The 21,746-nt window shown below is 69.6% G+C and carries 21 protein-coding genes and 1 riboswitch; of the genes, 7 read left to right on the top strand and 14 right to left on the bottom strand.

Features of this window, described 5'->3' with window-relative positions; all coding sequences use genetic code 11:
• Window positions 1-29 precede the first annotated feature (29 nt).
• Window positions 30-269: a hypothetical protein gene (locus tag ACFYYJ_RS22390; RefSeq protein ID WP_384587438.1), complete on the bottom strand. Its 240-nt coding sequence runs from the start codon at window positions 267-269 to the stop codon at window positions 30-32.
• Between the two features lie 114 nt (window positions 270-383).
• Between ACFYYJ_RS22390 and ACFYYJ_RS22395 the strand changes: the two genes are divergently transcribed.
• Complete coding sequence (locus ACFYYJ_RS22395) at window positions 384-1,118, top strand: rhomboid family intramembrane serine protease (RefSeq protein WP_385130167.1); 735 nt, start codon at window positions 384-386, stop codon at window positions 1,116-1,118.
• On the top strand, window positions 1,115-1,396 hold the full coding sequence (locus ACFYYJ_RS22400) for an Lrp/AsnC family transcriptional regulator (RefSeq protein ID WP_008738815.1): 282 nt from the start codon (window positions 1,115-1,117) through the stop codon (window positions 1,394-1,396). Before ACFYYJ_RS22395 ends, ACFYYJ_RS22400 begins: the two co-directional genes overlap by 4 nt.
• Before the next feature lie 385 nt (window positions 1,397-1,781).
• Here the strand turns inward: ACFYYJ_RS22400 and ACFYYJ_RS22405 are convergent, their stop codons facing one another.
• The 7 genes from ACFYYJ_RS22405 to ACFYYJ_RS22435 form a co-directional block, all read right to left on the bottom strand.
• Window positions 1,782-2,345, bottom strand: a complete 564-nt coding sequence (locus ACFYYJ_RS22405) for a ferredoxin (protein WP_385130165.1) — start codon at window positions 2,343-2,345, stop codon at window positions 1,782-1,784.
• A 36-nt stretch (window positions 2,346-2,381) separates the two neighbouring features.
• The gene (locus tag ACFYYJ_RS22410) at window positions 2,382-3,755 is read right to left on the bottom strand and encodes an aminotransferase class V-fold PLP-dependent enzyme (protein WP_385130187.1); all 1,374 of its coding nucleotides are present in this window, start codon (window positions 3,753-3,755) and stop codon (window positions 2,382-2,384) included.
• 244 nt (window positions 3,756-3,999) lie between these two features.
• A riboswitch (SAM riboswitch) is annotated at window positions 4,000-4,116 on the bottom strand.
• A gap of 107 nt (window positions 4,117-4,223) precedes the next feature.
• A complete protein-coding gene (trpD, locus tag ACFYYJ_RS22415; protein ID WP_384750493.1) occupies window positions 4,224-5,288 on the bottom strand; it encodes an anthranilate phosphoribosyltransferase in 1,065 nt (354 codons plus the stop codon).
• 163 nt (window positions 5,289-5,451) lie between these two features.
• Window positions 5,452-7,083, bottom strand: coding sequence for a cytochrome bc complex cytochrome b subunit (locus tag ACFYYJ_RS22420; RefSeq protein WP_385130162.1), 1,632 nt, complete (start codon window positions 7,081-7,083; stop codon window positions 5,452-5,454).
• Window positions 7,080-8,138, bottom strand: a complete 1,059-nt coding sequence (locus tag ACFYYJ_RS22425; RefSeq protein ID WP_385130160.1) for a Rieske 2Fe-2S domain-containing protein — start codon at window positions 8,136-8,138, stop codon at window positions 7,080-7,082. Before ACFYYJ_RS22425 ends, ACFYYJ_RS22420 begins: the two co-directional genes overlap by 4 nt.
• Window positions 8,135-8,944 (bottom strand): c-type cytochrome, encoded by an 810-nt coding sequence (locus tag ACFYYJ_RS22430; protein ID WP_384750502.1) that lies wholly within the window; start codon window positions 8,942-8,944, stop codon window positions 8,135-8,137. The genes ACFYYJ_RS22425 and ACFYYJ_RS22430 overlap by 4 nt, the downstream gene beginning before the upstream one ends.
• Before the next feature lie 77 nt (window positions 8,945-9,021).
• Complete coding sequence (locus tag ACFYYJ_RS22435) at window positions 9,022-9,642, bottom strand: heme-copper oxidase subunit III (RefSeq protein WP_376658781.1); 621 nt, start codon at window positions 9,640-9,642, stop codon at window positions 9,022-9,024.
• Window positions 9,643-9,841: 199 nt separating this feature from the next.
• On the opposite strand from ACFYYJ_RS22435, the gene ACFYYJ_RS22440 reads away from it, so the two are divergent.
• Complete coding sequence (locus tag ACFYYJ_RS22440) at window positions 9,842-10,243, top strand: hypothetical protein (protein ID WP_376658780.1); 402 nt, start codon at window positions 9,842-9,844, stop codon at window positions 10,241-10,243.
• A 129-nt stretch (window positions 10,244-10,372) separates the two neighbouring features.
• Here the strand turns inward: ACFYYJ_RS22440 and ACFYYJ_RS22445 are convergent, their stop codons facing one another.
• The 4 genes from ACFYYJ_RS22445 to coxB all read right to left on the bottom strand — a co-directional run bounded on the left by ACFYYJ_RS22445 (window position 10,373) and on the right by coxB (window position 14,844).
• Window positions 10,373-11,620, bottom strand: coding sequence for an Ig-like domain-containing protein (locus ACFYYJ_RS22445; RefSeq protein ID WP_385363661.1), 1,248 nt, complete (start codon window positions 11,618-11,620; stop codon window positions 10,373-10,375).
• Between the two features lie 124 nt (window positions 11,621-11,744).
• Window positions 11,745-12,143, bottom strand: a complete 399-nt coding sequence (locus ACFYYJ_RS22450) for a cytochrome c oxidase subunit 4 (protein WP_384587467.1) — start codon at window positions 12,141-12,143, stop codon at window positions 11,745-11,747.
• Window positions 12,140-13,876, bottom strand: coding sequence for a cytochrome c oxidase subunit I (gene ctaD, locus ACFYYJ_RS22455; protein ID WP_384587471.1), 1,737 nt, complete (start codon window positions 13,874-13,876; stop codon window positions 12,140-12,142). Before ctaD ends, ACFYYJ_RS22450 begins: the two co-directional genes overlap by 4 nt.
• Window positions 13,873-14,844, bottom strand: a complete 972-nt coding sequence (gene coxB, locus ACFYYJ_RS22460) for a cytochrome c oxidase subunit II (protein ID WP_385130156.1) — start codon at window positions 14,842-14,844, stop codon at window positions 13,873-13,875. The genes ctaD and coxB overlap by 4 nt, the downstream gene beginning before the upstream one ends.
• A gap of 283 nt (window positions 14,845-15,127) precedes the next feature.
• Here coxB and ACFYYJ_RS22465 point away from each other — a divergent pair, with 283 nt between their 5' ends.
• Window positions 15,128-16,507, top strand: coding sequence for a cysteine desulfurase/sulfurtransferase TusA family protein (locus ACFYYJ_RS22465; protein ID WP_389134809.1), 1,380 nt, complete (start codon window positions 15,128-15,130; stop codon window positions 16,505-16,507).
• 234 nt (window positions 16,508-16,741) lie between these two features.
• On the opposite strand, the gene ACFYYJ_RS22470 is transcribed toward ACFYYJ_RS22465, so the two are convergent.
• A complete protein-coding gene (locus tag ACFYYJ_RS22470; RefSeq protein ID WP_389134812.1) occupies window positions 16,742-17,719 on the bottom strand; it encodes a carbohydrate kinase family protein in 978 nt (325 codons plus the stop codon).
• Window positions 17,720-17,850: 131 nt separating this feature from the next.
• Between ACFYYJ_RS22470 and ACFYYJ_RS22475 the strand changes: the two genes are divergently transcribed.
• Window positions 17,851-18,090, top strand: a complete 240-nt coding sequence (locus tag ACFYYJ_RS22475) for a hypothetical protein (protein ID WP_385365981.1) — start codon at window positions 17,851-17,853, stop codon at window positions 18,088-18,090.
• 68 nt (window positions 18,091-18,158) lie between these two features.
• Window positions 18,159-19,724, top strand: a complete 1,566-nt coding sequence (locus ACFYYJ_RS22480; protein ID WP_389134816.1) for a hypothetical protein — start codon at window positions 18,159-18,161, stop codon at window positions 19,722-19,724.
• A gap of 84 nt (window positions 19,725-19,808) precedes the next feature.
• Here ACFYYJ_RS22480 and erpA read toward each other — a convergent pair whose 3' ends face one another.
• Window positions 19,809-20,165, bottom strand: coding sequence for an iron-sulfur cluster insertion protein ErpA (gene erpA / locus ACFYYJ_RS22485; protein ID WP_030010511.1), 357 nt, complete (start codon window positions 20,163-20,165; stop codon window positions 19,809-19,811).
• Between the two features lie 325 nt (window positions 20,166-20,490).
• On the opposite strand from erpA, the gene nadA reads away from it, so the two are divergent.
• Window positions 20,491-21,678 carry a quinolinate synthase NadA gene (nadA, locus tag ACFYYJ_RS22490; RefSeq protein WP_385130149.1) on the top strand — a complete coding sequence of 396 codons (1,188 nt, stop codon included), beginning with the start codon at window positions 20,491-20,493 and terminating at the stop codon, window positions 21,676-21,678.
• The last annotated feature ends 68 nt before the right edge of the window (window positions 21,679-21,746 follow it).

The following is a 21,746-nucleotide window of genomic DNA, read 5'->3' on the forward strand; positions in this document are numbered from 1 at the left end:
ACCCTGATCTACCTGTGGGCGGGGCTCCGTCAGGAGCCGCCGCCCGGCCTGTCCACGAGCTCGATCTGGTCCACCGCGTTGCACCAGCGGCAGCGGACCGACTCGATGGTCTCATTGACCACCTCGCGCTCCTCGACCTTGGGCTCCCCGGCGAGGTCCAGGTGGACGTACTCGACGACCTTCGACGATCGGGTGACGTCGAAACGCGTGAGGTTGCCGCACAGGGTGCAGCGCCACCGGGTGGTGTCGGTCGGCAGGGGAACCGTCATCGGGCCGCTCTCTCCTTCGTAGCTGATTCAATCAAAGCCGTCCGCGCTGGTCTCGTCGGACCGCAGCTCGTAACCCTACGGCCTGCCACCGCTTCAGGTGGGGCCGGTTGCGTCATGCTCTGTCACATGATCGTAAGGTGGCGGGCCGTCCGCGAGGCCGCCCGGGGACCGGTGGTCACCCATGCGCTGATCGCGGGCTGCGCTCTGGTGTTCGTCCTGGGCCCGGCGTCGGGGCTGAATCCGGTCTACGGCACGGGCGACGAACTGCTGAACTCGGGGACGGAGTACTTCCGGCGCTGGGGCGTGGTCCCGGACGAACTGTTCACGCGCAGCCCGCGCGCGTGGCTGACGCCGCTGACGGCGCTCTTCGTCCACGGCAGCTGGCTGCACCTGCTCGGGAACATGCTGTTCCTCTACGTCTTCGGCGCGATGACGGAGGAACGGATGGGCCGCCCGGCCTTCCTCGTCTTCTACGTCTGCACGGGCTACCTGGCGCTGGCCGCGTACGCGGCGGCCAACGCCGGCTCGGACCAGACCCTGGTCGGCGCGTCCGGGGCGATCTCGGCGGTCCTGGGCGCCTTCCTGTGCCTGCTGCCGAGCGCGCGGGTGACGAGCCTGTTCCCGTTCCTCTTCTTCCTGCCGCTGCGGTTCCCGGCGTGGATCGTGCTGCTCTTCTGGTTCGCCCTGCAAGGGGTGGCCGCGCACCGTGCGGGGAGCGGGCCCGGGGTCGCGTATCTGGCCCATCTGGTGGGCTTCTCGCTCGGCTTCCTCTACGCGTGGGCGCGGTATCGGCGTACGACTAGAGTGGGTCGACCAGCGACGGCCACCGAGGGAGACAGCCAGCCGTGATCACCGCGATCGTGCTCATCAAGACCAGCGTGGACCGCATCCCCGAGATCGCCGAGTCCATCGCCGCGCTGGACAGCGTCAGCGAGGTCTACTCCGTCACCGGCACCTACGACCTGATCGCGCTGGTCCGCGTGGCCCGTCACGAGAACCTGGCGGACATCATCCCGGGCCGCATCAGCAAGATCCCGGGCGTCGAGGCCACGGACACGCACGTGGCGTTCCGTACGTACTCCCAGCACGACCTGGAAGCGGCGTTCGCCATCGGTTTGGACGCCTGACCCCACGCCTCAATCGCCGGCGGGGCCGCTTTTGGCTCCTGCCGCCTTGCCGGTGCGGCTCCGCTGCCGGGGCGCTGCCCCGGACCCCGCGCCTCGAACGCCGGCGAGGCTGGATCTGCCGATCGGGGCCCCGAACCTGCGGCCCCTGCGCGGTTGCCCGGCGAGGCCGGACTTGCCCGTCGGGGCCCCGAATCGTCAGGTCCTGCGCGGTGTCCCGCCGGGACGTCTCCTCGTCCTCGCGCACCCAGGCACCGCGAGGACGAGGAGACACCCCGGAGGGCCCCCGGCCCGCCGACGCGCTCCCGAACCGCCCCCCCCAGCCCTGCCGGCGCTTGAGGCGCGGGGTCCGGGGCGGAGCCGCGGCAACGGAGCCGCACCCGGGGGATCAGAGGGGCGGCAACGCCTCCCCCGCCCGCGGCGGGCGGGCCTCAGTCAAGTGGAAGAGGTAGCCCCGGAGGTACTCCGACAGCGGCCCGTCGATGTGGGCCGCATAGGCCCGGGCACCCGCCGCCGTGTCGCGGTACTCCGCCCGCTCCGACGTCGCCCACGCACCCCAGCCCACGCCCACGGCCCACTCCCGGACCCTCCCCCGCTCGCGCCACCAGTCGCGGACCAGCTCGGGGGTCCAGTGGAGGTCGCCGTCGTGGTTGTAGCCGAGGAAGGCCTCCTCCGTGGCGGCCAGGTGCAGGTCCCGCACCTCCTGCGGGCCGCGGGGCTGGCGGTAGACGAACTCCTGGCCGTACCGGTCGTCGTACAGGACGAGGTCCGGCGCGTGCAGCCGCCCCGTCAGGCAGGTGTCGGTGTCCGCCCCGTAGAAGGGGCCCGGCACGCCCAGCCAGTTGCGCTGTTCCCACCGGCCCGCCCAGGGGCCGGTGACTCCGTGGGCGGTGGCGAACGCCGGGTCCGGCGCGAGGCCGGTCAGCGTGGGGATCGGATCCCAGTAGGTCACGGTCCTGGTCCTGGTCCTGGTCCTGGTCCGGCCCGCTCAGACGGCCGGGACGCAGCGGCCCTCTTCGGTGCGGTACTGCCACTTCGCACCGTCCGTGACCAGTTCCTTCACCGCGTGGACGAAACGGTCCACGTGCTCGTCGGGGGTGCCCGCGCCGAAGCTCACCCGGATGGCGTTGAGGGACCGCTCCCCCGGTGCCGCCTCCGGCGCTCCGCACTCGCCCTGGGCCTGCGGCTCGCTGCCCAGCAGGGTGCGGACCAGCGGGTGGGCGCAGAAGAGGCCGTCGCGGACGCCGATGCCGTACTCGGCCGACAGGGCCGCGGCGAAGTGAGAGCTGTTCCAGCCGTCCACGACGAAGGAGATGACGCCGACGCGCGGGGCGTCGTCCCCGAAGAGGGACAGGACGCGGACCGCCGGGACCTCGGCCAGGCCGGCGCGGACCTTGCCGATGAGTTCCTGCTCGCGGGCGACCAGCGTGTCGAAGCCGGCCTCGGTCAGGGCCCGGCAGGCGGAGGCGATGGAGTAGACGCCGATGACGTTCGGGGAGCCGGCCTCGTGGCGGGCGGCCGTGGTGTGCCACTCGACGTCGACGCCGCCGTCCTCGCGCCGGGCGACCTTGCGGGAGGCGCCGCCCCCGGCCAGGTACGGCTCGGCCTGCTGGAGCCAGTCCGCGCGGCCGGCGAGCACGCCCGAGCCGAACGGCGCGTACAGCTTGTGGCCGGAGAAGGCGACCCAGTCCACGTCGAGGTCCTGGACGGAGACGGGGTGGTGCGGGGCCAGCTGGGCGGCGTCCAGCACGATCCGCGCGCCGTGGGCGTGCGCGGCGGCGGCGAGTTCCTTCACCGGCCACAGCTCACCGGTGACGTTGGAGGCTCCGGTGACGCAGACCAGGGCGGGGCCGTAGGGCTCGCGGTCGGCCAGCGCGCGCTCCAGGGTGGCGACGGCCTCGTCCGGGGTGCGGGGGGCGTTGAGGTAGGTGACCTGCGCGTTCGTCCACGGCAGCAGCGAGGCGTGGTGCTCGGTCTCGAAGACGAAGACCTGGCAGTCGGCGGGGAGGACGGCCGCGAGCAGGTTCAGCGAGTCGGTGGTGGAGCGGGTGAAGACCACCTGGTCGGAGGGGCGGCAGTCGAGGAACTCGGCGACCGTGGCCCGGCTCTGCTCGAAGAGGTCGGTGGAGAGCTGCGAGAGGTACCCCGCACCGCGGTGGACGCTGCCGTAGTAGGGGGCGTACGCGGCGACGTCGTCCCAGACCCGCTGGAGGGCGGGGGCGCTGGCCGCGTAGTCGAGGGCCGCGTAGGTCACCTCGCCGCCGGTGACGAGCGGGACGGTGACGTCACGGCCGAGGACCGCGAGCGGCTCGGAACAGGCGGGGTCGACGGTGGCGGCGGCAGCGGCGGTGGCGGCGTTCAGGGTCGCGGACATGGCGGTATCTCCCGGCAGGCAGGGCGGAATGGCTTCGGTGTGCCCGTACGCGGGTACGGCGGCGCTGCGGCCGTCCGGGGTACGGGAGAGACCTCGGAGGAGAAGTGGGGGCGTACGCGGGTATGCGGAAACGACCCTGATCCGAGGGTTGAAGAAGGGGCGGAGTCGCCCTATCGCATTCGCTTGCTCACGGAAAACGCTCCTCGATAGACCAGGACCCCTGGTTTCGAGGGATCCGCGCTTGCCGTAGGCCTTGCTGCCTACGACCTGGTCATCACCCGGGGCACCCCGCCACGGAAGGAGGGTTGCCGGACAGCAAGCCGGGGCCTAAACGCTGTCACTCGTGACCTGATCCGCATCCTGCCACAAGATCGATCGAATGCAAGACCCCGGTCCACATGCTGGACCGGGGTCGTCGCTTTCACGCCGTTCTCGCGCAGCCCTGCTGCGGCGGACCTACCTGTTGGTGGCCGTCACCCATCGCTCCAGGGCGGCCCGCGCCGAACCCGAGTCGATCGACTCGGCCGCACGGGTGATGCCGGCCGCGATCTCCTCCTCCAGCGTGCCGGTGCCCGGGTCGAGGGCGACCAGCGCCGCCGCCGAGTTCAGCAGCACCGCGTCGCGGACCGGGCCGGTCTCGCCGGCCAGCAGCCGGCGGGCGACGTCCGCGTTGTACGAGGGGTCCGCGCCGGCCAGCGCCGAGACGTCGACCAGGTCGATACCGACGTCGCGCGGGTCGAAGGACTGCTCGGCGACCTTGCCGTCGCGGACCCACCAGACGTGCGAGGTGGCCGTGGTGGTCAGTTCGTCCAGGCCGTCGTCACCGCGGAAGACCAGCGCGGAGGAGCCCCGCTCGGCGAGCACGCCCGCCACGATCGGGGCCACCCGGGGATCGGCGACACCGGTGGCCTGGGCCCGTACGCGGGCCGGATTGGTCAGCGGGCCCAGGAAGTTAAAGGTGGTGCGGATGCCCAGTTCCTTGCGGGCGGCAGCCACGTGCCGCAGGGCCGGGTGGAACTTGACCGCGAAGCAGAAGGTGATGCCGGCTTCCTCCGCGACCTCCACGACCCGCTCCGGGGTGAGGTTGAGGTTGACGCCGAGCTTCTCCAGCACGTCCGAGGAACCGCTCGCGGAGGACGCGGCGCGGTTGCCGTGCTTGACGACCTTCGCGCCGGTTCCGGCCACCACGAGCGCGGACATCGTGGAGATGTTCACCGTCTTGGCGCCGTCGCCACCGGTGCCGACGATGTCCACCGTGCGGCCCGGCACCTCGATGAGGTTGGCGTGCGCGTACATGGCCCGTACGAGACCGTTGATCTCGTCGACCGTCTCGCCCTTGGCCCGCAGCGCGACCGCGAAGCCGGCGATCTGGGCGTCGGTGGCCTCTCCCCGCATGATCCGGTCCATGGCCCAGGCGGTGTCGTCGGCGCTCAGGTCCCGGCCGGTCAGCAGGGCGTCGAGGACGCCCGGCCAGCCGCGGGCCGCCACGCTGTCGCCGCCCGCCGGGGTCACAACGTTCATGGTCCGCTCCTGCTGCTCGTCAGAGATCCACGTCGAATGGGAAGGGCTTCAGCCTATCCAGCCCCGGGGACGGCAAAGAGCCCCGTCCAGACACTGGACGGGGCTCTCGCCGTGGCGACACCAGGACTGACCGAAATCAGTCCCTCATGCGGTCAAGCGGGGATCAGTGGTGGCCGTGGCCGGACTGGATCTCCTTGAACTCCTCCGCCGTGGGCTTCATGATCTGGTTGCCCTCGGCGTAGAGGCCCTTGCTGAGCTTCGCGCGCAGCTTCTCGCCGGCCTTCACCTTGCGCTCGACACCGTTCTCGTCGACCGTCGGGCCGATCTCGATCGGCTTGTACTGCTCGTGCGAGGTGAGCTTGTGCAGCTGGCCCTGCGGCAGCGGCTCGTGGACCTCGACGAACTCACCGTGCGGCAGACGCTTGATGATGCCGGTCTCGCGACCGTGCAGCACCTTGTCGTGGTCCCGGCGCTGGAGGCCGAGGCAGATCCGCTTGGTGACGATGAAGGCGACGACCGGGACGACGAAGAAGCCGATCCGGACGAACCACGTGATCGAGTTGATCGACAGGTGGAAGTACTGGGCGAACATGTCGTTGCCGCCGCCGATGAGGAGCACGATGTACTCCGCGATCCAGGCGACACCGAAGGCCGTACGGGTCGGGACGTTACGCGGGCGGTCCAGGATGTGGTGCTCGCGCTTGTCGCCGGTGATCCAGGACTCGATGAACGGCCAGACGGCGATCGCACCGAGCACCAGCGGGAAGAGCAGCAGCGGGATGAACACGCCCAGGACGAGCGTGTGGCCCCACAGGTTGATCTCCCAGCCGGGCATGGCTCGGATCAGGCCTTCCGGCATACCCATGTACCAGTCGGGCTGCGCACCGGTGGACACGTGGTCCGGGCGGTACGGGCCGAGCGCCCAGATCGGGTTGATCGAGGCGATGGCCGCGATGGCCGCGACGACACCGAAGACCAGGAAGAAGAAGCCTCCGGCCTTGGCCATGTAGACCGGCAGCAGCGGCATGCCGACGACGTTGTTGTTCGTCTTGCCGGGACCCGCGAACTGGGTGTGCTTGTGGTAGAAGACCAGGATCAGGTGGGCCACCAGCAGGCCCATCATGATGCCGGGCAGCAGCAGGATGTGGATCGAGTAGAACCGTGCGACGAAGTCGCCGCCCGGGAACTCTCCGCCGAAGAGGAAGAACGACAGGTACGTGCCGACGACCGGCACGGACAGGATCGCGCCCTCCATGAAGCGGACACCGGTGCCCGAGAGCAGGTCGTCCGGCAGGGAGTAACCGGTGAAACCGGTGAACATGCCGAGGACCAGCAGCAGGAAGCCGAAGATCCAGTTGACCTCACGCGGCTTGCGGAACGCGCCGGTGAAGAAGACGCGCATCATGTGCACGACCATCGCCGCGACGAAGATCAGCGCCGCCCAGTGGTGGATCTGACGGATCAGCAGACCACCGCGGACGTCGAAGCTGATGTCGAGCGTCGAGGCGAAGGCCTCGGACATCATGACGCCCTGCATCGGCACGTACGAGCCGTGGTACACGACCTCGTTCATGCTCGGGTGGAAGAACAGCGTCAGGTACACACCCGTGAGGATGATGATGATGAAGGTGTAGAGGCAGATCTCACCCAGCATGAAGGACCAGTGGTCCGGGAAGATCTTGCGCATGTTCGCCTTGGCGAGGCTGTAGATGCCCAGGCGGCCGTCCGCCCAGTCCGCTACTCGCTCGCCGGCAGGCGCTTTGCGCGCCTTCGTGTCAGTGGTCGCAGTGCTCATCCGCGCTCCCAGAATGCAGGACCGACGGGCTCTTCGAAGTCGCCGAGCGCTTCGAGGAAGCCTTCGTCATTCACACCGATCCGCAGCTGCGGAAGCGCGTGACCGGCCGGGCCGAAGATGACACGGGCGCCGTCGGAGAGGTCGAAGGTGGACTGGTGGCACGGGCAGAGCACGTGGTGCGTCTGCTGCTCGTACAGGCTGATCGGGCAGCCGACGTGGGTGCAGATCTTGGAGTAGGCCACGATGCCCTCGTGGGACCACGCCAGTTCCTGCTTGTCCTTGATGTCCTCCGGCTTGATGCGGACGATCATCAGGGCGGCCTTGGCGATCTGGACCTGGAAGTCGTGCTGGTCCTCCTCCAGGCCTTCCGGCATGGCGAAGGTCAGCGAACCGACGAGGACGTCCTCGGGACGCAGCGGCTCCATCGTGTTCTGGTTGATGAGCAGCTTGCCCTTGGCCCAGACGGTCTTGCGCAGGCTCTGCTCGGGCAGCGGACCCAGGTCGCGCAGCAGCATGACGCCGGAGAGCGGGAACAGGGCCAGCGCGCCGAGCATCGTGTTGCGGATCAGCGGACGGCGGGCGATGCCCGACTCGTTCGCACCGTCGGCGAAGTCCTGCAGGACCTTGGCCTTGACCTCCGCCGGAGCGGCGATCTCGTGGCGGTCGTCGGCGACCTCGACGTCGGACATCAGGGTGCGGGCCCAGTGGACCGCGCCCGCGCCGATGCAGAAGAGGGCCGCGCCCAGGGACAGGCCCAGGGCGAAGTTGAGCGCGCTCACCTTCCCGACGGGGAAGATGAACACGGTCTTGTCGACCGGAATGGTCACGTACGCGGTGATGAACGCGATCGTGGCCAGCATCGAGATCGTGAAGAGCATCGCGACGGTGCGCTCGGAGCGCTTCGCCGCCCGCTCGTCGATGTCCTGGATGCGCGGCTTGTGGACCGGGAGGCCCGGGTCCGCGAACGGGTCGTCCGCAACCGCTACGCCACCGTGGTGGGCGTCGCCCTGCTCGCTCGGCAGGTGCTTCTCTTCGGGAATGTCTTGGCTACTCATGACTTCTTGGCCTTAGCGGTGTGGGCCGCGACCCAGACGGCGACAGCGATCAGCGCACCCAGAGCGAAGATCCAGCCGAAGAGACCCTCGGAGACGGGGCCGAGGCCACCGAGCTTCAGGCCACCAGGGCTGACCGACTTCTCGCCGTTCACGTTCTGGAGGTACGCGATGATGTCCTTCTTCTGCTTCTCCGGCATCGTGCTGTCCGGGAAGGAGGGCATGTTCTGCGGGCCGGTGAGCATGGCCTCGTAGATGTGCTTCGGCTCGACGCCCTCGAGGTTCGGGGCGTACTTGCCGTTCGTCAGCGCGCCGCCCTCGCCGGTGAAGTTGTGGCACTGCGCGCAGTTGTTGCGGAACAGCTCACCACCCTTGGCGATGTCGGCACCCGCCGGGCTGTACTGCTTCTCGGTCGGCACGACCGGGCCGGCGCCGAGGGACGCGATGTACGCGGCCAGCTGGTCGATCTGGGCCTGGGTGTAGATGGCCGGCTTCTTCGGCACCTGGGCGCCGGGCTGCTGGGCGGGCATACGGCCCGTGCTCACCTGGAAGTCGACGGCCGCGGAGCCGACGCCGACCAGGCTCGGGCCGTCAGAGGAACCCTGACCGCCGGTTCCGTGGCAGCTTGCGCAACCCACGGCGTAGAGCTTCTGGCCCTCCTCGATCGCGAGGGACTGGGCGGTTTCATCGGCCTGCGCCTTGCCCGCGGGGGCGAAGGCGGCGTACAGCCCCCCAGTGGCCGCCAGCGCGAGGAGTAGAACGACGACCGCCGCCAGCGGATGGCGTCGTCGTGCGGAGAGCTTTTTCACGGATTACCCCGGTGTCAGGATCTTCTGCGTCGGTGTTTCTGGATGGTGTGCCGGACGGGGGTCCGGCGACGGGTTCGCTACTTGATCAGGTAGATCGTCGCGAAGAGGCCGATCCAGACGACATCGACGAAGTGCCAGTAGTAGGACACGACGATGGCCGACGTGGCCTGTTCGTGGGTGAACCTCTTGGCCGCGTACGTCCGGCCGAGGACCAGCAGGAAGGCGATGAGACCGCCCGTCACGTGCAGACCGTGGAAGCCGGTGGTCAGGTAGAACACCGAGCCGTACGGTCCGGACGAGAGGCTCAGGCCCTCGTGCTTGACCAGCTCGGTGTACTCGAACACCTGGCCGCCAATGAAGATCGCACCCATGACGAACGTGATGATGAACCACGTCCGGAGCTTCTTCACATCACCGCGCTCGGCGGCGAACACGCCGAGCTGGCAGGTGAGGGAGGAGAGCACCAGGATCGTCGTGTTCGTCGCCGAGAAGGGCAGATTCAGGAACCCAGCCTGTTCTGTCCAGTACTCGGGTCCTGTCACGGATCGCAGGGTGAAGTACATCGCAAAGAGGGCCGCGAAGAACATCAGCTCGGAACTCAACCAGATGATGGTTCCGACGCTGACGAGGTTCGGCCGGTTGACCGTCGGGTGCGCGTGCCCGGTATCTACTGTCGTTGCTGTCGCCACGACCGACATTATGTCGGTCGCTTATCCCGCCCTCACCCCGGGGGGTGCCGTTCGGAGTGTCAGGGGCGTGTGCAAGGCCCGAACGGCCCATCAGATGACCCCTGCGCGGGCTCACGTGCGACATGTCCGAACCGATGTTGACAACGCATCGGGAGGAGTAGCATCCCGCGCAACATCAACGTGATTCACGGGAACGTGGAGGAACGAAATGCGGGCGACTGCGCGGGTTCTGGTCTACAGCGACGACGCGGGCACCCGGGAGCAGGTGCGGCTGGCGGCGGGGCGTCGGCCGGCCGCGGACCTGCCGCCGGTGGAGTTCGTGGAGTGCGCGACGCTTCCGGCGGTCCTGACGGAGCTGGACGCGGGCGGCGTCGACGTGTGCGTGCTGGACGGCGAGGCGGTCCCGGCCGGGGGCATGGGTGTGTGCCGGCAGATCAAGGACGAGATCTTCCGGTGTCCCCCGGTGCTGCTGCTGATGGGGCGCCCGCAGGACGCCTGGCTGGCCACGTGGAGCCGTGCGGACGCGGCCGTGACCCTGCCCGTGGACCCGGTGGAGTTCCCCGAGGCCCTGGCGGGCCTGCTGCGCTCCCGCCTGTCCCTGGACGCCTGACGCTCCGACAGCGCGCCTCCGGGGCCCTTGGAGGGCCCCGGAGGGGTTCGGGAGACCGCGGTGGCCGCAGGGGCCGCCGGGGCCGGGGAGACGCCGGGGCCCGGACGGTCGGGCTCGGACGGTCGGGTCTCAGACGGTCGGGCGCAGGCGGGCCTGGTCCATGGGGTTGCGGCCTTCCTGGGTGCCCTTGAGCAGGTAGCTGCCCTGGCGCCAGTCCTTCCAGTCCATGTTCCAGTCGCCGTAGCCGTTGCCGAAGACGTCCATGTCCTCGCCGATGCTGTTGATCACCTGGACGATGTCGCCCTCGGTGATGTTCTCGTAGAACCAGGCGGCGTTGCCTGTGCTCATGCCGGTGCAGCCGTGGCTGACGTTCTCGTAGCCCTGGGAGCCGACGGACCACGGCGCGGCGTGCACGTATTCACCGCTCCACGTCACCCGGGTGGCGTAGTAGACGGGGAGGTTGTAGTACTCGCTGCCGCCGATGCCGACGGTGTCGCCGCGCATCTGGACGTAGTACTGCTTCCCGAGCACCACCTTGATGCCGTTGCGGGTGGAGAAGCCGGGCTTTCCGGTGGTCACCGGAATGGTGTTGATCACTTCTCCGTTGCGCTTGAACGTGAGGTAGTGCGAGGCGGCGTCCGTGGTGACCTCGACGCGGTCGCCGATCTCCAGCTTCAGCGGCTTGGCGCCGGCCCCGTAGAGGTGATCGGAGATCCTGACGCCCTCCAGGTTGCTCTGTACGGAGACCGTGGTGTTGGCGGGCCAGTACTCCTTCGGGCGGTAGTGCAGCTTCTTGTCGTCGACCCAGTGCCAGGCCCCTTCGACGCCCGAGGGCGTGTCGACGACGAGTCCCCGTTCGATGACGGCGCGGGCCGCCTTCTCCTTGACGGGTTCGCTGAGTTCGGCCGTGATGGGCTGTCCGACGCCGTATTTGCCCGCGTCCGGGCCGAATTCGACCTTGAGGACGCCCTTGGCGGGCGTGGTGTCGAAAGCGGCCGTACGCCGCCCCTGGGCACCCCTGCCGTTCTCCGTGCTCACGGTGACGGTGTAGCGGACGCCCGCGGCCATCGGCACGGTGTTGTGCCAGCGGTCACCCTTGGCGGACAACTCGCCCGCCAGGCGGCGGCCGTGGGTGTCCACGACCATCACGTCGGTGATGCGGGCCTCTCCCCCCTTCGTGGTGACTTCGAGGGGCTTGTCGGGGTCCACGGGGCGGCTGCCGACGGTCTGGTTGAAGGCGACCTGATCGCCCGCGTCGTACGGGCGCGCGGACAGCGGGTTGTCGTCGCCCGACCCACAGGCGGTTGCGCCGGCCCCGAGGGACGCGACCAGCACGGAGCAGCCGAGTACCGTCCAAAGACGCGGTGAGTGGTTCATGGGCTCAACGCTATGAAGATATGACAATTACGGCGCGCGGGGTGACTGCAAACGAGGGGCCCGGACTCCTCCATTGGAGGTGTCCGGGCCCCAGGTGCCTCGCGGCGCGGCCGCGCGGGTGTTGCTACTGGTTCGCGTTCTCACCGCGGTAGTACTCGTACACCCAGCCCCACAGGCCGATCACGAGGATCGGGGCCGAGAAGTACATGAGCCACCAGCCGAAGATGACGCCCATGAAGGCGAACGCGCCGCCGATGCCCAGGAAGAGCGGCATCCAGCTGTGCGGGGAGAAGAACCCCAGCTCGCCCGCCTCGTCGGCGACGTCGGCCTCCAGGTTGTCCTGGGCCATCTCGTCCACGCGCTTGGCCGTGAAGGCCAGGTAGTAGCCGATCATGGCGGTCAGGCCGAAGGTCAGGAACAGCGCCGTGGTGCCGACGGGCTCCTTCGACCACACGCCGTACACGACGGCCATGATCAGGACGAACAGGGAGAGCCAGAGGAACATCTTGCCCTGGATCTTCACTTGCCGGCCTCCTTGCTGCCGCCGGTGACGGCCGCCTTGGTTCCGGCGTGGTCCTCGAGGTGGTCGAGGGCCGCGATCTCCGGGTGGTGCAGGTCGAACGCCGGCGATTCACTGCGGATGCGCGGCAGGGTGAGGAAGTTGTGCCGCGGCGGCGGGCAGGAGGTCGCCCACTCGAGCGAACGGCCGTAGCCCCACGGGTCGTCGACCTCGATCTTCTTGCCGTACTTGGCGGTCTTCCAGACGTTGTACATGAACGGAAGCATCGACAGGCCGAGCAGGAAGGAGCTGATCGTGGAGATCGTGTTCAGCAGGGTGAAACCGTCGGCGGCGAGGTAGTCCGCGTAACGACGCGGCATGCCCTCGGCGCCGAGCCAGTGCTGCACCAGGAACGTGCCGTGGAAGCCCACGAACAGCGTCCAGAAGGTGATCTTGCCGAGGCGCTCGTCCAGCATCTTGCCCGTGAACTTCGGCCACCAGAAGTGGAAGCCGGAGAACATCGCGAAGACCACGGTGCCGAAGATGACGTAGTGGAAGTGCGCGACGACGAAGTACGAGTCGGAGACGTGGAAGTCCAGCGGGGGCGAGGCCAGGATGACGCCGGTCAGGCCACCGAAGGTGAAGGTGACCAGGAAGCCGACGGCCCAGAGCATCGGGGTCTCGAAGGACAGCGAGCCCTTCCACATGGTGCCGATCCAGTTGAAGAACTTCACACCGGTCGGGACCGCGATCAGGAAGGTCATGAAGGAGAAGAACGGCAGCAGCACACCGCCGGTGACGTACATGTGGTGGGCCCACACGGTCACCGAGAGGCCGGCGATCGCGATCGTCGCCGCGATCAGACCGATGTAACCGAACATCGGCTTGCGCGAGAAGACCGGGATGACTTCGGAAATGATGCCGAAGAACGGCAGCGCGATGATGTACACCTCTGGGTGTCCGAAGAACCAGAAGAGGTGCTGCCAGAGCAATGCGCCGCCATTGGCCGCGTCGAACACGTGCGCACCGAACTTGCGGTCCGCCTCCAGCGCGAAGAGCGCGGCGGCCAGGACCGGGAAGGCGAGCAGGACCAGGACACCGGTCAGCAGCACGTTCCAGACGAAGATCGGCATGCGGAACATCGTCATGCCCGGAGCGCGCATGCAGATGATCGTGGTGATGAAGTTGACCGAACCGAGGATCGTGCCGAAGCCGGAGAAGGCCAGACCCATGATCCACATGTCGCTGCCGATGCCCGGCGAGCGGACGGCGTCGGTCAGCGGCGAGTAGGCGAACCAGCCGAAGTCGGCCGCACCCTGCGGGGTGACGAAGCCGGCCACCGCGATGATCGAGCCGAAGAGGTACAGCCAGTACGCGAACATGTTCAGCCGCGGGAACGCCACGTCGGGCGCGCCGATCTGCAGCGGCATGATCCAGTTCGCGAAACCGGCGAACAGCGGCGTCGCGAACATCAGCAGCATGATCGTGCCGTGCATCGTGAACGCCTGGTTGAACTGCTCGTTCGACATGATCTGCGTGCCCGGACGGGCAAGCTCGGCGCGCATGAAGAGCGCCATGATGCCGCCGATGATGAAGAACACGAACGACGTGAGCAGGTACATCGTGCCGATGGTCTTGTGGTCGGTGGTGGTGAGCCACTTGACGACCACGTTGCCCGGCTGCTTGCGCCGTACCGGCAGCTCGTTCTCGTACGAGTCAGCTGCGGCGGCACCCTGGGATTCGTTGAGGATGCTCACAGTTTGTTCGTCTCCGCATTCCGGGCCGGGTCGGTCTGCTTGATGCCGGCCGGCAGGAAGCCGGTCTGACCCTTCTCCGCGAGGCCCTTCAGGTACTTCTGGTACTCCGCGGGGGAGACCACCTTGACGTTGAAGAGCATTCGGGAGTGGTCGACGCCGCAGAGCTCGGCACACTTGCCCATGAAGGTGCCTTCTTCGGACGGAACGACCTCGAAGACATTGGTGTGGCCCGGGATGACGTCCTGCTTGAACAGGAAGGGAACCACCCAGAAGGAGTGGATGACGTCATTGGACGACAGGATGAAGCGGACCTTCTCACCCTTGGGCAGGACCAGGGTCGGCCCGGGGTTGCCCGTCTCCGGGTTCTTGTCGCTGGGGACACCCTTGACGTAGACGCCTTCGGCGCCCGCCGGGAAGTCCTTGGTGAAGCGGTCCGGCAGGGCGGAGAGCTCCTTCGGAACCTCGCCCTTCTTCGGGGTGGCCGCGTCGCCGTCGACGTTCTCGATGTAGTTGAAGCCCCAGCTCCACTGGTAACCGATCACGTTGATCGTGTGCTGCGGCTTGGTGAGCTCCAGCAGCTTCGACTCGTCACGCGCGGTGAAGTAGAAGAACACCGAGACGATGATGAGCGGAACCACCGTGTACAGCGCCTCGATGGGCATGTTGTACCGGGTCTGCGGGGGGACCTCCACCTTCGTCCGGCTGCGCCGGTGGAAGATGACGGACCACAGGATCAGACCCCAGACGAGGATGCCCGTGATGAGTGCGGCCGCCCAGGATCCCTGCCACAGGGAGAGGATGCGCGGACCCTCCTCGGTTACCGGTGACGGCATTCCGAGGCGGGGGAAGTCTTTCCATGTATACGAGCAACCAGTGGCGGTCGCCAGGACCACGCCCGCAGTCAGCGCCTGCAGCAGCTTCCGCCGCATCGGGCGCCGCGGCGAGCGGTCGGAGCCGTAGGGACTCACGTAGCGCCTTCCCGAGAGTCTCGGCCCGCGCGGCCGGCCGCGGCCGTGTTCGGGTCGGTCGCCGGCCCTGACGCAGGCAGGGGTTTGGATGTTTATGCGGACCAAACCCTACTGGACGCTATTTGAGGTCGCGCGGGGAGGGTGCCCAACGCGCCGCCAGGGCCCCCGAAGGGATGGATCCGCCGTCCGGGGGACGGATCCGGAACCCCTGAATGGCGGGCTCCGGAAGCCATCTGACGGCCCCTGACCTCGGACGGCGTCGGGCTGCGGCTAGCGTGCCCGTATGCCGTACTTCGACGCCGCGTCCGCCGCCCCCCTGCACCCCGTGGCACGCCAGGCCCTCCAGGCCTCCCTGGACGAGGGCTGGGCCGATCCGGCCCGGCTCTACCGGGAGGGAAGGAGGGCGCGGCTGCTGCTGGACGCGGCGCGGGAGGCCGCGGCGGAGGCGGTGGGCTGCCGGGCGGACGAGCTCGTGTTCACTCCTTCGGGGACGCACGCGGTTCACGCGGGGGTCTCGGGAGTCCTCGCGGGGCGCCGACGCGTCGGGGACCATCTGGTCGTGTCCGCGGTCGAACACAGTTCTGTACTCCACGCCGCCGAGGCGCACGCGGGGCGCGGCGGTTCGGTGACGGAGGTCCCGGTGGACCGGTTCGGCGCGGTTGCTCCCGCCGGGTACGCGGAGGCGCTGGGCGCTTCGACCGCGCTGGCCTGCCTGCAGTCGGCCAACCACGAGGTGGGCACGGTGCAACCGGTGGCGGAGGTCGCGGAGATCTGCCGCGAGGCCGGGGTGCCGCTGCTCGTGGACGCGGCGCAGTCGCTGGGCTGGGGCCCGGTCGAGGGCGCGTGGTCGGCGCTGGCCGCCAGTGCGCACAAATGGGGCGGGCCGCCGGGGGTGGGGCTGCTGGCGGTCCGCAAGGGGGTCCGCTTCTCGCCCCAAGGCCCCACGGACGAAAGGGAGTCGGGCCGCTCCCCCGGCTTCGTGAACCTCCCCGCGATCGTGGCGGCGGCGGCCTCGCTGCGGGCGGTGCGGGCGGAGGCGGAGGCGGAGGCGGCCCGGCTGCGGATCCTGGTGGACCGCGTGCGGCGGCGGGTGGTCCGACTGGTGCCGGACGTGGAGGTGGTGGGCCACCCCGACGCCCGCCTCCCCCACCTGGTCACCTTCTCCTGCCTGTACGTGGACGGGGAGACGCTGCTGCACGAGCTGGACCGGGCGGGTTTCTCGGTCAATTCGGGCTCGTCCTGCACCAGCTCCACCCTGACCCCGAGTCATGTGCTGCGGGCGATGGGGGTGCTGTCGGAGGGGAACGTACGGGTCTCGCTGCCGGCGGGCACGCGGGCGGAGGAGGTCAACGCGTTCCTGGAGGTGCTGCCGGGCGCGGTGGCGGGCGTACGGGAGCGGCTGGGGGTTTCGGCGGCCCCGGAGGTCTCGCCGGAGGCGGAGTCGCTGGAACTGGACGCGCTGGGGTTGCGCTGCCCGCAGCCGGTGATCGAGCTGGCCAGGGCGATCGGGCGGGTGCCGGTGGGGGGCACGGTGACGGTCGTCTCCGACGACGAGGTGGCGCGGCTGGACATCCCGGCGTGGTGCGGCATGCGGGGGCACGAGTACCTGGGGGATTCCCCCCGCCCTGTCGGCGTGGCCTACGGCGTCCGCCGCCTCCACTGACGAGCCCGGGTGCGGCGCCGCTCCCGGGGCGCTGCCCCGGACCCCGCTCCTCAAACGCCGGAGGGGCTGGATTTTGGCTGCCGCCGCCCGCCAGGGGCGACTGGTTTGCCCGCAGGGCAAACTCAGCCTCGCCGGCGTTTGAGGCGCGGGGGTCCGGGGGCAGCGCCCCCGGCAACGGCGCCGCACCCGCGGGACCCGGGCTGAGCCCAGGCCCCGGGGGCGGAGCCCCGAAGGTCAGACCGACAGGTGGGACTGGACTTCCGCCGCCGCCTCGTCGCCGTACGCCTTGGTGAAGCGCTCCATGAAGTGCGCACGCGCCAGCGTGTACTCCTGGGTGCCCAGCGTCTCGATGACCAGGGTCGCCAGCATGCAGCCGACCTGCGCGGCGCGCTCAAGGCCGACGCCCCAGGCGAGCCCGGTCAGGAACCCGGCGCGGAACGCGTCGCCGACACCCGTCGGGTCGACCTTCGCGTTCTCCTCGGGGCAGCCGACCACGATCGGCGCCTCCCCGACCCGCTCGATCCGCACGCCCTGCGCGCCCAGCGTGGTGACCCGGGTGCCGACCTTGGCCAGGATCTCCGCGTCGGTCCAGCCGGACTTCGACTCGATGAGGCCCTTCTCGTACTCGTTCGAGAAGAGGAACGTCGCGCCCTCCATCAGGGTGCGGATGTTCTCGCCGTCCATGCGGGCGATCTGCTGCGAGAAGTCGGCGGCGAAGGGGATCCCGCGCGTGCGGCACTCCTCCGTGTGGCGGAGCATCGCCTCGGGGTCGTCGGCGCCGATGAGGACCAGGTCCAGGCCGCCCACGCGGTCGGCGACGGACTTCAGCTCGATCAGGCGGGCCTCGCTCATCGCGCCCGTGTAGAAGGAGCCGATCTGGTTGTGGTCGGAGTCCGTGGTGCACACGAAGCGCGCGGTGTGCAGCACCTCTGAGATGCGGACGGACTCGGTGTCGACCCCGTGCCGGTCCAGCCAGGCGCGGTATTCGTCGAAGTCGTAGCCGGCGGCGCCGACCAGGATCGGGCGGCTGCCGAGCTGCCCCATGCCGAAGCAGATGTTCGGGCCGACACCGCCCCGTCGGACGTCGAGGTTGTCGACGAGGAAGGAGAGGGAGACCGTGTGCAGCTGGTCCGCGACCAGCTGGTCGGCGAAACGGCCGGGGAAGGTCATGAGGTGGTCGGTGGCGATGGAGCCGGTGACTGCGATGCGCACGGCGTGGACGCTCCTGCGGAGGACGGCAAGGGACAGTCAAAACTACCCGGTGAGCGGGCTCCAGCCGAACGCCCGAAACTACCCCGTAGTAGGTCTTTCTTCGCACGAGCCGCGGTGCCTACGGTGCCTCCATGACCTACACCGACGGTTTCGGCTACTCCGAGTACACCTCCGAGCGGTCCGGCGCGGAAGGCTCGCGTCGGCCCGGTTTCGCCGGCCTGCTGGGCGACTGCGCCCGGATGGCCCCGCATTGGGCGGTTCCGGCGGGCCCCCGGCCGGTCCGCGTGGCGCCCTCGCAGATCCACGGGATCCGCGTCCCGGCGGCCTCGGCCCGGCTGATCGCGGGCACGGCGGCGTACGGGGACCAGTAGGGAACCGGTTGCGCGTCTGTTCCGTCACACCCGCATCAGGCATGCGGGACGGGTGAAGGAGCGATGCGGTGACCAGCGAACGACCCGATACGGGTGACACGGGCGATGTGGCCGACAAGGCCGACGCGGCCCCCACGGCCGATCCGACCGACCTGACGGACACGGCCCCCACGGCAGGCACCTCCGACGCGGAGCCGGCACCACGCGCCGGCCGTCGGCGGCCCGCCTGGGCCGTCGCCTCGATCGCGGCCGCCGTCCTGCTGGCCGGCGGCGGGACCGCGTACTGGGCGTCCGCGGCCCACGGCGACGGCACGGCGGGCGGTCGTACGGGCGACAGCGCGGCCTCCGCGCCGCGCGACGCGGGAGATCCCCCGGGGCCGGGCATCGCGCCCGGAGAGCCCGACCCGAACGGCGGGCCGGTCACGTACAAGGCGGAAGGGAAGCTCCCGGACGGCCCGGGGACGGCGCCCGCCTACGCAGCGACCGGGGAGGTCACCTCCGAGGACGTGGCCCGGCTGGCGACGGCCCTCGGCATCCCGGGCACCGCGCGCCTCGCCGGGGAGACCTGGGTCGCCGGGGAGGCCGCTGACGGCTCCGGGCCCCTGCTGACGGTGTCCTCGAAGGCGCCCGGGACCTGGAACTTCGCCCGCCACCAGGGGAACGGCCAGGGGAACGGCAACGGGACCGGGGACAACTGCGTGCGCGGCAAGGACACCTGCGGCCCGGCCACCCTCCCCCAGGACGGGGGCGCCGGCGGCGCGAGCGCCGGCCAGCCGGTGTCGGAGGAGGCAGCCAAGGCCGCCGCCCGCCCGGTGCTGGCCGCCGCCGGCCTGGACGGGGCCGCGCTCGACGCCCGGCTCGTCCAGGGCTCGGTACGTGTGGTCAAGGCGGACCCGGTGTTCGGCAAGCTGCCCACGCAGGGCTGGTCGAGCACGGTGAGCGTGGCCGGCGACGGCTCGGTGGTGGGCGGCAGCGGCGAGCTGAAGGCCCCCGTACGGGCCGCCGAGCAGCCGGTGGTCGGGGCCGTGGAGGCGCTGGCCCGGCTGAACGCGCGGTCGAGCGGCCGGGAGGGCACCGGCCCCGGGCCGAGCGGCTGCGCGACCTCCGTCCCGCTGGATCCGGACAACGCGGTCGCGTCGACGGACACCCCGCCGTGCAACCCGGATCCCCGGCCGATGAAGCCGCCGCGCACCGAGACGGTCAAGGGGGCCTCGCTGGGCCTGGTCCCGGGGACGGTGAACGGGGTGCGGGGCCTTGTACCGGCCTGGATCTTCGAGGTGGCGGGCCGGGACGGCGCCCCCGGGCGCGCGGTGACCGAACCGGCCGCCGCGCAGGCTCCCGCGGAGAGCTCCCCCGGCGGGAAGGACGGCCGTACCGTGCCGGGGTTCTCGTACGCGGACGCGGACCGGAAGCTGACCGTGAACTTCTGGGGCAGCCCGTGCAGCACCTACGCGGTGGAGGCGCGGGAGTCCGCGGAGTCGGTGCTGGTGAAGATCACGGACACCCCGAACCAGCCGGGCCAGGCCTGCATCATGCTCGCGCAGGAGATGTCCGCGACGGCCACGCTGCAGCAGCCGCTGGGCTCGCGGAAGGTGCTCGACGCGACCACGGGCAAGCCGCTCCCCCGGCAGTAGCCACGAGGTCCCGGGGTACGACGAGGGCCCGCCGCCGGTCGGATGCGACCGGTGGGCGGGCCCTCGTCGTGGGTGCTGCCTGGCTTAGCTGAACGAGTCGCCGCAGGCGCAGGAGCCCGTGGCGTTCGGGTTGTCGATCGTGAAGCCCTGCTTCTCGATGGTGTCGACGAAGTCGATGGAGGCGCCGTGGAGGTACGGGGAGCTCATCCGGTCCGTGACGACCTTCACACCGTCGAAGTCCTTCACGACGTCGCCGTCGAGGGAGCGCTCGTCGAAGAAGAGCTGGTAGCGCAGGCCGGAGCAGCCGCCGGGCTGGACGGCGACGCGGAGCGCCAGGTCATCGCGGCCTTCCTGCTCCAGCAGGGTCCTGACCTTCTCGGCGGCGGCGTCGGACAGGAGGATGCCGTCGCTCACAGTGGTCTTGTCGTCCTGTACGGACATCTACATTCACTCCCGAAGTGGGCGGCTCCCCGCGGGGGGCGGGGAAACGTCGGACTCTTGCCGTCGGTGGCAACGAGCGGGACCGCGATTTCATTCCGGACCCGACGCTTGTTTCAGATATTCATGCTCGCACACCGCGCGGGGGACGGGCCCGAACGGACGGGACGGATCCGCGGGCTGATGCGTCACATTGACACTATCGGCATCGTCAAACTGACATGAAGCGGTTATGATAGATAGCGTCATATAGACGAGAAGCCGAAGCGGTCTTCCAGAAGTCCGGTCTTCCGACCCTCCGGAAGCCCCTTGTCGCAGAACAGAAAGGGTGCGTGTCGTGACCACCGCCCAGCCTTTGGACGTCCAGCCGACGCCCCTCGCCCTGCTGCTGCTCGGCCGCGAAGCCGACCCGAAGAGCGAGCGCGGGGTGGAGTGCCCCGGCGACCTGCCCTCTCCGTCCGACCCGGACCTGGTGGCGCGCGCCCGTGCCGCCAAGGAGAAGCTCGGCGACAAGGTCTTCATCCTCGGCCACCACTACCAGCGTGACGAGGTCATCGAGTTCGCCGACGTCACCGGCGACTCCTTCAAGCTGGCCAAGGACGCGGCCGCCAAGCCGGAGGCCGAGTACATCGTCTTCTGCGGCGTGCACTTCATGGCCGAGTCCGCGGACATCCTGACCTCGGACGACCAGAAGGTCGTGCTGCCCGACCTCGCGGCTGGCTGCTCGATGGCCGACATGGCCACCGCCGAGCAGGTCGCGGAGTGCTGGGACGTGCTGACCGAGGCGGGCATCGCCGGTTCGACGGTCCCCGTCTCGTACATGAACTCCTCCGCCGACATCAAGGCCTTCACCGGCAAGCACGGCGGCACGATCTGCACCTCGTCCAACGCGAAGAAGGCGCTGGAGTGGGCCTTCGAGCAGGGCGAGAAGGTGCTCTTCCTCCCGGACCAGCACCTGGGACGCAACACCGCCGTCCGCGACATGGGCATGTCCCTCGACGACTGCGTGCTCTACAACCCGCACAAGCCCAACGGCGGCCTGACCGTCGAGGAGCTGCGGAACGCCAAGATGATCCTGTGGCGCGGGCACTGCTCGGTCCACGGCCGGTTCTCGGTGGACTCGGTCAACGACGTGCGCGAGCGCATCCCGGGCGTGAACGTCCTGGTGCACCCCGAGTGCAAGCACGAGGTCGTCGCGGCCGCGGACTACGTCGGCTCGACGGAGTACATCATCAAGGCGCTGGAGGCGGCCCCGGCCGGCTCCAAGTGGGCCATCGGCACCGAGCTGAACCTGGTCCGCCGCCTGGCGAACCGTTTCGCCGCAGAGGACAAGGAGGTCGTCTTCCTCGACAAGACGGTCTGCTTCTGCTCGACGATGAACCGCATCGACCTCCCCCACCTGGTGTGGACCCTGGAGTCCCTGGCCGAGGGCAACCTCGTCAACCGGATCCAGGTCGACAAGGAGACCGAGAGCTTCGCGAAGCTCGCGCTGGAGCGCATGCTGGCGCTCCCGTAGCGGCGGGGACCGGAGCCCGGTCCTCGGCCCGCGGACGCCCGAAGGGGCGGCCCCCCGGTGTGGGGGCC

Origin of the sequence: Streptomyces sp. NPDC002467, from assembly GCF_042889825.1 — a bacterium.
Classification (GTDB): Bacteria; Actinomycetota; Actinomycetes; order Streptomycetales; family Streptomycetaceae; genus Streptomyces.

What these genes read in the sequence shown, in the direction of transcription:
- ACFYYJ_RS22390 (WP_384587438.1), bottom strand. Translation starts at nt 269, where the DNA reads ATGACGGTTCCCCTGCCGACCGACACCACCCGGTGGCGCTGCACCCTG.
- ACFYYJ_RS22395 (WP_385130167.1), top strand. Translation starts at nt 384, where the DNA reads ATGCTCTGTCACATGATCGTAAGGTGGCGGGCCGTCCGCGAGGCCGCC.
- trpD (WP_384750493.1), bottom strand. Translation starts at nt 5,288, where the DNA reads ATGAACGTTGTGACCCCGGCGGGCGGCGACAGCGTGGCGGCCCGCGGC.
- ACFYYJ_RS22420 (WP_385130162.1), bottom strand. Translation starts at nt 7,083, where the DNA reads ATGAGCACTGCGACCACTGACACGAAGGCGCGCAAAGCGCCTGCCGGC.
- ACFYYJ_RS22425 (WP_385130160.1), bottom strand. Translation starts at nt 8,138, where the DNA reads ATGAGTAGCCAAGACATTCCCGAAGAGAAGCACCTGCCGAGCGAGCAG.
- ACFYYJ_RS22435 (WP_376658781.1), bottom strand. Translation starts at nt 9,642, where the DNA reads ATGTCGGTCGTGGCGACAGCAACGACAGTAGATACCGGGCACGCGCAC.
- ACFYYJ_RS22440 (WP_376658780.1), top strand. Translation starts at nt 9,842, where the DNA reads ATGCGGGCGACTGCGCGGGTTCTGGTCTACAGCGACGACGCGGGCACC.
- ACFYYJ_RS22445 (WP_385363661.1), bottom strand. Translation starts at nt 11,620, where the DNA reads ATGAACCACTCACCGCGTCTTTGGACGGTACTCGGCTGCTCCGTGCTG.
- ACFYYJ_RS22465 (WP_389134809.1), top strand. Translation starts at nt 15,128, where the DNA reads ATGCCGTACTTCGACGCCGCGTCCGCCGCCCCCCTGCACCCCGTGGCA.
- ACFYYJ_RS22475 (WP_385365981.1), top strand. Translation starts at nt 17,851, where the DNA reads ATGACCTACACCGACGGTTTCGGCTACTCCGAGTACACCTCCGAGCGG.
- erpA (WP_030010511.1), bottom strand. Translation starts at nt 20,165, where the DNA reads ATGTCCGTACAGGACGACAAGACCACTGTGAGCGACGGCATCCTCCTG.